Origin of the sequence: Huijunlia imazamoxiresistens (assembly GCF_037132455.1) — a bacterium.
In the GTDB taxonomy this organism is placed as follows: Bacteria; Bacteroidota; Bacteroidia; order Chitinophagales; family Chitinophagaceae; genus Flavisolibacter; species Flavisolibacter imazamoxiresistens.
This window is the reverse complement of sequence record NZ_JBBBEI010000008.1, coordinates 195,774-208,057: the sequence shown is the minus strand read 5'-3', so window position 1 is coordinate 208,057 and position 12,284 is coordinate 195,774. Positions and strand designations below refer to the sequence as shown.

General features: G+C 56.9%; 9 protein-coding genes. 6 read left to right on the top strand and 3 right to left on the bottom strand.

What is annotated here, in order from left to right; all coding sequences use genetic code 11:
• Positions 1-171 precede the first annotated feature (171 nt).
• Positions 172-747 carry a crossover junction endodeoxyribonuclease RuvC gene (ruvC, locus tag V9K67_RS12460; RefSeq protein ID WP_336722887.1) on the bottom strand — a complete coding sequence of 192 codons (576 nt, stop codon included), beginning with the start codon at positions 745-747 and terminating at the stop codon, positions 172-174.
• A gap of 23 nt (positions 748-770) precedes the next feature.
• Here ruvC and V9K67_RS12455 point away from each other — a divergent pair, with 23 nt between their 5' ends.
• The 4 genes from V9K67_RS12455 (at position 771) to V9K67_RS12440 (ending at position 5,427) form a co-directional block, all read left to right on the top strand.
• The gene (locus V9K67_RS12455; protein ID WP_336722886.1) at positions 771-1,766 is read left to right on the top strand and encodes a lysylphosphatidylglycerol synthase domain-containing protein; all 996 of its coding nucleotides are present in this window, start codon (positions 771-773) and stop codon (positions 1,764-1,766) included.
• Positions 1,753-2,568: a DUF3108 domain-containing protein gene (locus V9K67_RS12450; RefSeq protein WP_336722885.1), complete on the top strand. Its 816-nt coding sequence runs from the start codon at positions 1,753-1,755 to the stop codon at positions 2,566-2,568. Before V9K67_RS12455 ends, V9K67_RS12450 begins: the two co-directional genes overlap by 14 nt.
• 174 nt (positions 2,569-2,742) lie before the next feature.
• Complete coding sequence (locus V9K67_RS12445; protein ID WP_336722883.1) at positions 2,743-3,441, top strand: response regulator transcription factor; 699 nt, start codon at positions 2,743-2,745, stop codon at positions 3,439-3,441.
• A 537-nt stretch (positions 3,442-3,978) separates the two neighbouring features.
• The gene (locus tag V9K67_RS12440; protein WP_336722881.1) at positions 3,979-5,427 is read left to right on the top strand and encodes a PSP1 domain-containing protein; all 1,449 of its coding nucleotides are present in this window, start codon (positions 3,979-3,981) and stop codon (positions 5,425-5,427) included.
• A 73-nt stretch (positions 5,428-5,500) separates the two neighbouring features.
• Here V9K67_RS12440 and V9K67_RS12435 read toward each other — a convergent pair whose 3' ends face one another.
• Entirely contained in the window at positions 5,501-8,437 is a 2,937-nt protein-coding gene (locus tag V9K67_RS12435; protein WP_336722879.1) for a serine hydrolase domain-containing protein, read from the bottom strand.
• A 232-nt stretch (positions 8,438-8,669) separates the two neighbouring features.
• Between V9K67_RS12435 and mutL the strand changes: the two genes are divergently transcribed.
• Positions 8,670-10,583, top strand: coding sequence for a DNA mismatch repair endonuclease MutL (mutL, locus tag V9K67_RS12430; protein ID WP_336722878.1), 1,914 nt, complete (start codon positions 8,670-8,672; stop codon positions 10,581-10,583).
• A 105-nt stretch (positions 10,584-10,688) separates the two neighbouring features.
• A complete protein-coding gene (locus V9K67_RS12425; RefSeq protein ID WP_336722876.1) occupies positions 10,689-11,345 on the top strand; it encodes a phosphatidylserine decarboxylase family protein in 657 nt (218 codons plus the stop codon).
• Between the two features lie 222 nt (positions 11,346-11,567).
• Here V9K67_RS12425 and V9K67_RS12420 read toward each other — a convergent pair whose 3' ends face one another.
• On the bottom strand, positions 11,568-12,263 hold the full coding sequence (locus tag V9K67_RS12420; protein ID WP_336722875.1) for a YjjG family noncanonical pyrimidine nucleotidase: 696 nt from the start codon (positions 12,261-12,263) through the stop codon (positions 11,568-11,570).
• Between the last annotated feature and the right edge of the window lie 21 nt (positions 12,264-12,284).

The following is a 12,284-nucleotide window of genomic DNA, read 5'->3' as shown; positions in this document are numbered from 1 at the left end:
GGGCTACTTTTGTTGAAGCCCTGCGGGCTTCCGGGCCATCCTGGTTGATCCACGCTAAATGGGCATAACTCCGCAATGATAAAGGATTGGGGCTGAGCCAAATTACAAACTCCTACAAGACTGTTGTAGTTCAGCTCCAGCGAGCAGCGTTTAACTTTGGAGTTTTAGAACTTATACTACCCGACTCGGATTTTGCTGAATAAACGCATCCCATCCTTTCTTCGAACTGCGTTTTGCGGCGGTGGTTTTCGTGGCGTAGGGCCGCTGGGCCATGAAGTGGTGGCAGATGGCGACGGCCAGGGCGTCGGTGGCATCGAAGTATTGGGGGCGGTCGGGAAGGACGATCATCTGGTGCAGCATCTGCCATACCTGCTCTTTTTCCGCGTTGCCGTTGCCGGTAATGGACTGCTTTACTTTTTTGGGCGAATATTCCGTTACCGGGATGTTGCCGGCCATGGCTGCGGCGATGGCCACGCCCTGGGCACGTCCCAGTTTCATCATACTTTGTACGTTCTTGCCGAAGAACGGCGCCTCGATGGCAAACTCGGTAGGCCGGTATTGCAGTACCAGTTCGGATACCTTCTGGTGAATCAGCTGCAGCCGCTCGTAGTTATCTTTTTTGGCGGAAAGCTTCAGTACGTCGATCTCGACCACGGAAATTTTATCGCCGCACACATGAATGACGCTGTATCCCATGATCAGGGTGCCGGGGTCGATGCCGAGTATGATTTTCGAAGGCGTTTGCACAGAGGTGGTTATTTTTACTGCACATGCAGCCGAACAAAAGTATTAAAATCTTTCTCAACTATTTTTTAGGCCCCGTACTCTTCCTCTGGCTTTCGGTTTCCATTTACCAGCAAATCCTTCACCAGTCGCGCCTCGGCGCCTCCTGGCTGCATATCCGCGCGTCGGTACAATCCTCCAAAATTGTGTACCTGGTGCTGGTGCTGGCCCTTATGTTCGTGAACTGGAGCCTGGAGGCCTGGAAGTGGAAACTGTCGGTAGCCACTATTTACCCCATCAGCCTGGCGCGGGCCGTGAAGGCCGTGCTGTCGGGGGTTTCCTTTTCGGTGACCACGCCCAACCGGGTGGGGGAGTACCTCGGCCGCATGCTGTACCTGCCCGAGGGCAGCCGCCTTAAAAGCATATCCGTTACGCTGGTGGGCAGCCTGAGCCAGCTGCTGGTGACCTTTATTTGCGGCCTGGCCGGTTTTATTTTTCTGAGGAATGAGCTGATCGCCCATGGATTTTTCAGCCCGCTGGCCTTCCGCTTCGCCTTCTGGGGACTGGTGGCGGTGATCGCCCTGCTGGCGATGGTGTATTTCCAGGTGGCCTTTTTGGAGCAGCTGCTCGAAAAATGGGTGCCCCGCAGCAAGTACTTATACCTGGTGCAGTCGCTGGGCGCCTTCGACCACCCGCTTTTATGGAGGCTGCTGCTGCTCTCCTTTGTCCGCTATACCGTTTTCATCGTGCAGTATTTTTTATTGTTTTCCCTGTTCCAGGTGGCCGTGCCGCCCGGGGTGGTGTGGTGCGTGGTGAGCGTGCTCTTCCTGGCTATGGCCGTCATTCCGTCGGTGGCGCTGGTGGAGGTGGGCCTGCGCGGCGAGGTCAGTTTGCAATTAATGGGCATCTTCAGCGATAATAGTCTGGGAGTTGGCTTAACTTCGGTAACGATCTGGCTGATCAACCTTATACTGCCGGCCATCCTGGGAAGCATTTTATTTTTAGGATTAAAAGTGTTTAAGCGGAAGAATGAAACTGTATAACTACGCGCTGGTGTTGCTTTGCGGCCTGGCGGGAACAGCGATGACGAAGCCCCTGCGCCCGCAGGAAGAGTTTTGCGGCATTCACAATACGGCCTTTTCTGCCGGCGAGCAGCTGACCTATACCGTTTATTACAATGTGGCCGGCGCCTTTATCAACGCCGGTACGGCCACCTTCAACAACGCGCTGGAAAAGCTGGGGGGCAAAACCGTCTACCACATGGTGGCCGAGGGAAAGACCAATCCCAGCTACGATTGGATCTTCAAGGTCCGCGACCGCTACGAATCGTATATTGATACCGGAAGCATGCAACCGCTTAAGTTCATCCGCAACGTGGACGAAGGCGGTTACAAAAAGTACGAGAACATTACCTTCAACCGTTCGGCCAGCACGGCCGTCACCAACAACGGGGTGTTCAAGGTGCCCGGCTGCGTGCAGGACGTGGTGAGCTCCATGTACTATGCCCGCAACATCAACTTCAACAAGTACAAGGCCGGCGACCGCATTCCCTTTACCATGTTCCTCGACAACGAGGTCTACCACATGTACATCCGCTACCTGGGCAAGGAGGAGGTCAAGACCCGCTACGGCCGGTTCACGGCCATCAAGTTCAAGCCGTTGCTGGTAAAAGGAAACATCTTCGAGGGCGGCGAAAAAATGACCGTCTGGGTGTCGGACGACAACAACCATATTCCCCTGCGCATCGAAAGTCCCATCATCGTCGGCTCCATCAAGGTAGACATGATGAGTTACCGCAACCTCCGCTACCCGCTTTCTTCCCTGAAGAAGGCGAGAGGCATGTGAGTGTTCGTTTACGAGTTTACAAGTTTACGGGTTTACAAGTTCCTGTCGGGCGCAAGCAACTCGTAAACCCGTAAACTTGTAAACCCGTAAACTTTCAAAGGAACGGTACGATTTTATAGGAACATTTATTCAGTGCAGAAGTTTTAATTTTATGGTCAACTAAACACATGAATCATGGATGGAAAGAAACCAAAAATTTTGTTATGCGAGGATGATCCGAACCTGGGCAGTGTACTAAAGAATTACCTGGAGCTTAATGATTATGATGTAACACTGGAGCGTGACGGCCGCCTGGGCCTGGCCGCCTTTCAGCGGGAACGCTTTGACCTTTGCCTGCTGGATGTAATGATGCCCAACATGGACGGATTTACACTGGCCGAAGAGATCCGTGATGTGGACCCCGATATTCCCCTGTTCTTCCTGAGCGCCAAAACCATGAAGGAAGATATCATCCAGGGTTACAAGCTGGGCGCCGACGATTATATTACCAAGCCCTTCGACAGCGAAGTGCTGCTCCATAAAATCAAAGCCATCCTCAAACGCAACGAGGAGCTGAACAAAGAATCCGAGAACCGCGAGTTCGACCTGGCCTCCTATCACTTCAATCCCAAGCTGCGCGAACTGTCGCACGACGGCAAGACCCAAACGCTCTCGCCCAAGGAAAACGAGCTGCTGAAGATGCTGGCCGAGCACATGAACGACCTGCTGCCCCGCGAGCAGGCGCTGAAAAAAATCTGGGGCAGCGACACCTACTTCAACGGCCGCAGCATGGACGTGTACATCGCCAAGCTGCGTAAGTACCTGAGAGACGATCCAAAGATCGAGATCGTGAACATCCATGGCAACGGGTTCCGGCTGGTGGTGCAGGAGTAAAACCGACACGGCCGCTTCATAAATCGTTCAAAGCACCGGGCTTTACGGCCATGGTGCTTTTTATTTTAACTGTAATGGTGTGTGTTTCAGGTGGTTATCGGCCCGGGGCAGGCAGGCGGGCGCCGGTTTTGACAAGCCCGACAGGGATTTTACTTTAACGAATAACTCCATCGGAAAAAATTATATTTGCAAATGCCTTAACACAGGCATATTTTCAATCAGGCCTGGACGAGTGGAGAACGATGAGGTAAAAGCTGGTTAATACTTGCCATATTCTGACAGTTATTGCTGTTCTTTCCTCCCCCCTCCGCAGGACGCCCCCGCACGTTGAACGGCTCTTTCGACAGAAGCCCCGTTCTACGACAGCCCGGCGCCTGCATGTGGATCGTACCCCTGTCCCCCGAGCCTTTTATATATAACCATAAACAATCATGAAACAACAACAGGGAATAAAGTATGGGATGTGGTAATTGTGGAACCGGAACACCGAAAGGTTGTAAAAGCAACGGCAGTTGCGGAACGAACAGCTGTAACCGGATGAACGCCTATGATTGGCTGGTCAATTTGCCCCTGGCCGACGCCGATGCGGCCTGCCGCGTGGTGGAGATCTCCTTTAACCAGGGCAGCCGCAAGGATTTCTACCGGAACAGCACGCTGCAGCTGTTTGAAAAAGGAGACCTCGTAACCGTGGAGGGCGTTGCCGGCTTTGATGTGGGCGAAGTATCCCTCACCGGCGAGATCGTACGTCTCCAAATGAAAAAGAAAGGTATCGGCGAGCATAACCAGGAAATGAAGAAGATCCTGCGCCGCGCTTCCGACCGTGATATCGATATCTGGCAGCAAAACAAGGCAAGGGAAAAAGAAGCCCTGGTCAAAAGCCGCGCCATCGCCCGCCAGCTGAAGCTGGAACTGAAGATGAGCGAAGTGGAGATCCAGGCCGACGGCAAGAAGGCCACCTTCTTTTACATCGCCGACGACCGCGTGGACTTCCGCGAGCTGATCAAGATCTATGCCTCCGAGTTCAAGCTGAAAGTGGAGATGCGCCAGATCGGCGCCCGCCAGGAATCGGCCAAAGTGGGCGGTATCGGCAGCTGCGGCCGTGAGCTGTGCTGCGCAACCTTCCTGACCGATTTTAAATCGGTGAACACGGCAGCGGCCCGCTACCAGAACCTGTCCATCAACCAGACAAAGCTGAGCGGACAGTGCGGGCGCCTGAAATGCTGTTTGAACTACGAGCTGGATACCTACCTCGACGCGCTGCAGGGCTTTCCGGAAAATGCCGACATGCTCCAGGTAACCCGGGGTACGGCTACGCTGATCAAGAAGGATATCTTTAAAAACCTCATGTGGTACGTGCTGCCCGACAGCACGAAGCAATACCCCCTCACCATCGAGCGGGTACGCAAGATCAAGGGGCTGAACATGCAGAACGTCATTCCCGAAGAGCTCGAAGCCGTGGAAGTGGTGACCAGCAAGCCCAAAGAGGTGGAGCCCGAGTTCGTGGACGTGGTCGGCCACATCAGCCTGCGCAGCCTGGAAAAGGCCGACAAGAAAAGAAAGCAGAAGCAGGGCGGCCCGGGTGGCCAGCGCCCGCAGGGCGGTTCCCAGCAAAAAGGCCTGCCGGCAGCCCAGAAGGGTGCCGCCGCACCCCCGCCGCAAAAGCCCGGTGGCGGTGCGCAACAAAAGCCCGGAGGCCAGCGGCAGGGAGGACAACCACGCCAGGGGGGACAGCCGCAAGCCCAGGGCCAGGGACAAGGACAGGGTCCGCGCCCTGCCGGCCAACGCCCGCCCCAGAACAAACCGCAGCAGCAACAGGGTGGCGGCAATGCCCAGATGCAAAAGCCCCGGCCCGAAAACCGGCCCAAGCAGCAACAGCAGCCGCCGCAGCAGCAACCGCCCAAAGGGCAGCAGCCGCCGCAGCAACAGCAGCCGAAAAGAAGGCCGCCTTCCAACCCGAATCCAAATCCCGACGCGCAACAGAACTAGCGCCCGGGTACCGGCCTGAAAAAAGAAAAGGGACGAATCGAGGATTCGTCCCTTTTCTTTTTTCAGGCCGCGCCTAACGGGCGGCGGCCGATGGAGCGGGCGGAAGGGGCGTGTTTACCAGTTCGGCCTCTTCCCGTTTCAGGGCTTTATAAATGACGTCCTGGATCTTGCCGCGGATATTCAGTTCCGACAGCAGGTTATCGTCCTTGGTATTATATACCCGGTTCGACAGGAAAATATACACCAGCTTCGATTGCGGGTCTACCCATACGCAGGTGCCGGTAAAGCCGGTATGGCCATAAGTATCCGGGGAGGCGAAGATGGAGGGGTAGGGCGATCTGCGTTTGGCATTGTCCTTTTCGGGCTTGTCGAAGCCCAGGCCCCGGCGGCTGATGCTGCTGTGGTAGGCCGTGAAGTAGGAAATGGTTTCCGGCTTCAGGTAGCGGATGCCGTTCAGCTGGCCGCCGTTCAGCAGCATTTGGTACAGCAGCCACAGGTCGAAGGCGTCGGAAAACAGCCCGGCATGGCCGGCCACCCCGCCAAATAGGGCGGCACCCTCATCGTGCACGTAGCCGCGCAGCATCTGGTGGCGGAAGTGGGTTTCCATCTGCGTGGGTACCACCCGCTCCGTACCAAAGCGCAGCCAGGGGTTGAAGCCCGTGGTGGCCAGGCCGATGCGGCCGTAGAAGTTCTTTTCCATATACTTATCCAGCGGCAGGCCCGAGAGGGACTCCACGATCTTCCCCAGCAGGATAAAGTCGTTGTCGCTGTATACGTACTGGCCCTGGGGGCGCAGGGGGCTTTTGACGATCCGCTGCAGCATGGAGTCGTTCCAGTCGTTGCGCAGGTAGATGTCGCGGGCCACCGGCACCGAATAGCCCGGCTGCAGCGAGGTGCTGTAGTATTTGGCTAAAGGAGCGGTGGTCTTTTTGTCCACGGTTTCCCGCGAAAAGGAGGTGGTGGCCACCAGGCCGGCCTGGTGCAGCAGGATGTCGCGGATCTTCAGTGCTGCCTTGTCCGAGTTCAGGGTCCAGGGCAGGTAGTCGCCCAGGGTCTTGTCCAGGTCCAGTTTGCCCTGCTCGTACAGCTTCATCACCGCCAGGGTGGTGGCCGAGGTCTTGGTCACCGAGGCCAGGTCGTAAATGCTTTCGAGGTGTACCGGCAGCGAGGCGGTGTCGAATTCGTAGCGGCCGAAGGCCTTGTGGTATTTGATGCGCCCGTTCTGAGCCGCCAGCACCACGCAGCCCGGGAACACCTTCCGCCTCATGGCGTCGTACACGATGCTGTCGATGCCCAGCCAGTAGGAGCCGGTGACGGGGTGCAGGTTGCGCATGGTCAGGCCGGTGCCGTAGTGGAAGTCGCCCACGGTAACGGGTGCCTTGCCTTTGGCGGTGGCCTCGCCGGAGATAAAGCCGACGGCCACGTTCTGCGTGAGGGTATCGTCCTGGTGCATGGCTACCAGGGTCTTGGCCGAGTCGAAATTCCGGGCGGCGTAGATGTTGCCGAACAGGAAGGTGACCGAGCGGTTCTTTTGAAGGCCCTCCCAGAGGCGGATGGCCGCCGGGCTGATGCCGTAGTTGTTGGCCGGGCGGATGCTGTAGTCGTGCACCCCGATCACCACGGAGCTGTAGCCGCCACTGTCGATCTGCTGCAGGATGGAGCGGGCGCTGGAGTCGGCATCGCGGTACGAAAACAGGAACATGTCGGCGTCATAGTCCTGCAGCAGGCGGGTGGCGAAGGTGTTGGGTTCGGAAACGCCCAGGCCCACGTAGGCCACTTTTTCTTTTTTATAAAAAGGAAAGAAGTTCCAGCTGTTGCGCAGCACGGTAAAGCTGTTGCGGGCCACCTGGGCGATAATGTCGCGGGTGTCGGCATTGAGGTCGTCCACCAGGTGGGCGGTATCCACCACCTGCTGGCGGTTGAGGCCCAGCTGGTACTTGGCGTACAGCACTTTTTTTACTTTTTCGTCGATGTCTTCCGCTTTCAGGCGGCCGTCGGCCACGGCTTTTTTCACCGCTTCGAGGGCCTGGTTCACGTTGTCGGGCAGGCACAGCATGTCGTTGCCGGCCACCAGGGCCTGCACCGCCACTTCGCCCGCCGGGAAGAATTTCGATACCCCTTTCATCTCCAGGGCGTCGGTCATGATCAGTCCTTTGTAGCCGAGCTTTTGCTTCAGCAGGCCGGTCACGTTCTTTTCCGAGAGGGAGGTAGCCCGGTTGGGGGTATTGTCGATGGCAGGGATGTAGAGGTGGGCGTTCATGATGCTGCCCACGCCGGCCGCGATCAGCCGTTTAAAGGGGTAGAGCTCCAGGGTGTCCAGTTGTTCGAGGCTTTTGTTGATCACGGGCAGGTCGAGGTGGGAGTCCACTTCGGTATCGCCGTGGCCGGGGAAGTGCTTGGCGCAGGCCATGATGCCGGCGTCCTGCATGCCCTTCATGTAGGCAACGCCCATGCGGGCCACCTTGTATTTGTCCTCGCCGAAGGAGCGGTAGCCAATGACGGGGTTGCGGGGATTGTTGTTGATGTCGATGGTGGGAGCATAGTTGATGTGGATGCCCAGGCGCTTCATCTGTGCGCCCACGGCCAGGCCCATGTCGTACACGAGGGTGCTGTCGGTAAGGGCGCCCAGGGTGAGCTGGTAGGGGAACTTGATCATGCTGTCGAGGCGCATGCCGAGGCCGTACTCGCCGTCGATGGACACCAGCAGGGGCGTTTTGGCCAGCGACTGGTACAGGTTGGTGAGGTTCGCCTGCCGTACCGGTCCGCCCTGGAAAAAGATCAGGGCGCCCACATTATAATTTTTTACCAGGTTGGATACCTGGGCCACGTGGTCGGCGCCGAGGTTGCTGTGCGCCCGGATGATCATCAGCTGGGCGATCTTTTCGTCCGGCGTCAGCGACTGGAAGACGCTGTCCACCCAGGCGTCCGCGGGCAGGGTACTGCTGTATTGAGAAAAAGAGGCCGTCCCGAAAAAACAGGTAATAAGCCAGGCTAATAATACTTTCTTCATATTCGTTCAAACGGATCAATGGTGCAGTACAATATTAATAATAATCGGGGGTTGCCCTTCTTAAAGCAATCACAACTAAAAGAGTTTACGGGTTTACGAGTTGCTGGCGCCTGAAATGAACTCGTAAACTTGTAAACTCGTGAACTCGTAAACTTTTTAAAGGAAGTACAACACTCTATTCTTTGCGATATTCCGCCCTGAACTGTATTTTTGAAGCTAAGGAGAATGTACAGTGGCAGATAGAATTCAACTGCTTCCCGACAATATTGCCAACCAGATAGCCGCCGGTGAAGTGATCCAGCGCCCTGGCAGTGCCGTGAAGGAACTGCTGGAGAATGCCGTGGACGCCGGCGCAACGGAAATCAAACTGATTGTGAACGATGCCGGCAAATCGCTGCTGCAGGTGGTCGACAACGGCTCCGGCATGAGCGAGACCGACGCCCGCATGTGCTTTGAACGGCACGCCACGTCCAAGATCAGCAGCATCGACGACCTGTTCCACATCCGCACCATGGGGTTCCGGGGCGAGGCCCTGGCGTCCATTGCGGCCGTGTCGCAGGTGGAGCTGCGGACCCGGCGGGCCCAGGACGAAGTGGGTACCTGCCTGGAAGTGGAAAACAGCGCCGTCAGGCGCCAGGAGCCGGTAGCGACCCCCGTAGGCACCAGCATCGCCATGAAGAACCTGTTCTTCAACGTGCCGGCCCGCCGCAACTTTCTAAAAAGCAATGCCGCCGAAATGCGCCATATCGTGGACGAATTCATCCGCGTGGCCATGGCCTTCCCGCAAATATTCTTTTCGCTGACCAGCAACGGCCAGCAGATCTTTCACCTGGAGGCGGGCACCCTGAAACAGCGGGTGGTGCAACTGCTGGGAAATAACTACAATGCCAAAGTGGTATCGGTCAAGGAAGATACCGACTACCTGAACATTCATGGCTTCGTGGGCAAGCCCGATACGGCCAAGAAAACCCGGGGCGACCAGTACTTTTTCGTCAACAGCCGCTTTATCCGCAGCGCCTACCTCAATCATGCCGTGCTGAGCGCCTACCAGGAGCTGATCCCCGCCGACAGCTTTCCCATGTACGTGCTCTTTATCGACCTCGACCCCACGCAGGTGGATGTGAACGTGCATCCCACCAAGCAGGAGATCAAGTTCGAGGACGAAAAGATCGTCTATGCCTTTGTGCAGGCGGCGGTAAAGCATTCGCTGGCACAGTTCAGCATCACCCCCACGCTGGATTTCGACCTGGACGCCTCCATCCAGGGCCTGGCTTCGGTGCAGCAACCCTTTACCGAGGAGCGAAAGTCGGCTACCAAAGCCTCCAACCTGTTCCAGACCTTTACCCAGGCCAACCAGGCGCACCTGGTGGAGCCCACCCGTGCCACCGAGCTGCGCCACTGGAGCGAGTTTGCCCCCAGGGTCGAGCCGAAGCCGGCGGAGCCAATAAGCAATAAGCAATGGGCCACAGGCAAGGAAGAGCCGGCAACAGTGGGTAGCGGTCAACCGGCGGAGGCCGAACAGCAGACCGCACCGTTCCCTTCATTGCTGCAGACGCATTTTGCGCACCTGTACACTTATGATAATCCCAAGCTGACCCAGCTTTTTCATACGTATATCCTGCTGCCCGCTGCCGGGAGCTTTATCCTCATTCACCAGCAGTCGGCACACGAACGCATTATTTACGAGGGATTGCAAAAGGCCATCCTGGGGAAGCCGGTAGCTACCCAGCGCAGCTTGTTCCCCACCACCATCGAGCTGACGCCCGTGGATGCCGTGCTGCTGTCCGAGCTGCTGCCCGACCTGCACCAGTTTGGCTACGTCATCGAGCCTGCCGGCCGTCAGTCCTTTACCATCCAGGGCACGCCGGCCGACGTGGTGAACGGCAACGAAAAGCAGGTGCTGGAGCACCTGCTGGAGCAGTTCAAGCACTTCAGCAGCGACCTGCGCTACTCCAAGCGCGAAATGCTGCTGCGCACCCTGGCCGGCCAGCAGGCCGTAAAAGCCGGTACCATGCTGTCCGAAAAGGAAATGCAGGGACTGGTGGAAAGCCTGTTCGCCTGCCTCCAGCCCAACGTCACGCCCTCGGGCCGCCCCACTTATTTAGAGTTCAAGAAAGACCAGTTGGAAAAGATGTTTGGGCGCTAAAAAATTTACGAGTTTACAGGTTTACGCGTTTACAAGTTCCTTACGGGCGCCAGCAACTCGTAAACTTGTAAACCCGTAAACTCGTAAACTTTATATTTTTGGCCCATGAAAATTCATAAAGAGGGTTATCCCAGCATTGGCATTGCATTTTTATTCCTTGCAGTGGTCAATATCGCATCGTTTTTCTTTGTCCGTCCCTATTCCGCGGCCCTGGCCTGGTTCATTTTTGCTGCCACGCTCTTCCTGTTCCTGTTTATCATATCCTTTTTCCGGATCCCTGCCCGGGAGCACACCAGCGGCGAGCATGCCATTGTCGCCCCCTGCGACGGCACCGTGGTGGTGATCGAGGAAGTGGAGCCCGACGAATATTTTAAAGAAAAGCGCCTGCAGCTGTCCATCTTTATGAGCCCGCTGAACGTGCACGTCAACCGCAACCCGGTCAGCGGCGAGGTTTTATACAGTCAATATCATCCCGGAAAATACCTGGTGGCCTGGCACCCGAAATCCTCCACCGAGAACGAGCGGCATTCCGTAGTGTACCGCAGCGGCGAAAGGGAAGTGCTGGTGAAGCAGATCGCCGGCGCCCTGGCCAAACGGATCGTCAACTACCTGAAGCCGGGCGATAAAGTAAAGCAGGGCGACGAGATGGGCTTTATCAAGTTCGGCTCGCGGGTAGACCTGCTGCTGCCTGTCGATACCCAGATCGACGTGCAGATCAACCAGAAAGTGCAGGGCGGCGTGACCGTTCTGGGACGCTGGTAGGCCCCCTCCCGGCCTCCCCGGTGGGGGAGGAGTGAGGGATCCGTCCGATATTTTTCGCGCGTGCATTTATACGCCGTTATTTATATCAATAAAAAAGCACTCCTTTTCGGTGAGTGCTTTTTTTATGGGGCCAACAATTTCTATTAAAAGTTTGCGCGGGGCTATTTGGAGTGCGCCCCATCTCCTCCCCGCCGGGGGAGGCCGGGAGAGGCCGGGAGGGGGCTAGAGAAACGCCTGCAGCTCTTTCAGCGCCTTTACCGTATAAGTCGGCCGGATGTCCTGTTCGAGGCCGTTGTAGTTGACGTGCACCTGGTCCATGCCCACGTTCATGGCGCCCAGCACGTCCACGTCCAGGCCGTCGCCGATCATGAGGCTGTTGGTGACCGTGGCGCCGGTCTTGTGCAGGGCGTATTCAAAAATCTCTTTTTTGGGCTTCAGGCTGTTGGAGCTTTCGGAGGTGACCACCACCTGGAAAAACTCGTTCAGGCCGCTGTTTTGCAGCTTGCAGTGCTGCACTTTTTCAAAGCCGTTGGTGATCAGGTGCATCCGGTAGCCCTTGTCGGCCAGGTAGCGCAGCACCTCGAGGGTGTCGGGGAACAGCAGGGTGCGGGTCGGCAACTCCTGCAAAAACAGCTCGCTCAGCTGGCGCGCCAGCCCCGTGTCGCCGATCTTGAAGTCGAGCAGGGTCAGCCACATACGCTTCAGCCGCAGCTCCTCCTGCTTGATGTAGCCGTTGCGGTAGCGGGCCCACAGCCGCTCGTTATGCGCCAGGTAATTGCGGTGAAACCTGTCGAAGTCGTCGATGCCGCGGTCGGCCAGCTTCAGGTCGATATGGAGTTGCTCCAGGGTCTGGCGGGCATTGGCGTCAAAGTCCCAGAGGGTATGATCCAGGTCGAAAAAGAGGTGTTGGTACTTCATGAATGCTTTTCGGAATTAGCG

Excerpts from the sequence above, each read along its gene's own strand:
- V9K67_RS12455 (WP_336722886.1), top strand. The coding sequence starts at position 771 with ATGCAGCCGAACAAAAGTATTAAAATCTTTCTCAACTATTTTTTAGGC.
- V9K67_RS12450 (WP_336722885.1), top strand. The coding sequence starts at position 1,753 with ATGAAACTGTATAACTACGCGCTGGTGTTGCTTTGCGGCCTGGCGGGA.
- V9K67_RS12445 (WP_336722883.1), top strand. The coding sequence starts at position 2,743 with ATGGATGGAAAGAAACCAAAAATTTTGTTATGCGAGGATGATCCGAAC.
- V9K67_RS12440 (WP_336722881.1), top strand. The coding sequence starts at position 3,979 with ATGAACGCCTATGATTGGCTGGTCAATTTGCCCCTGGCCGACGCCGAT.
- V9K67_RS12435 (WP_336722879.1), bottom strand. The coding sequence starts at position 8,437 with ATGAAGAAAGTATTATTAGCCTGGCTTATTACCTGTTTTTTCGGGACG.
- V9K67_RS12425 (WP_336722876.1), top strand. The coding sequence starts at position 10,689 with ATGAAAATTCATAAAGAGGGTTATCCCAGCATTGGCATTGCATTTTTA.
- V9K67_RS12420 (WP_336722875.1), bottom strand. The coding sequence starts at position 12,263 with ATGAAGTACCAACACCTCTTTTTCGACCTGGATCATACCCTCTGGGAC.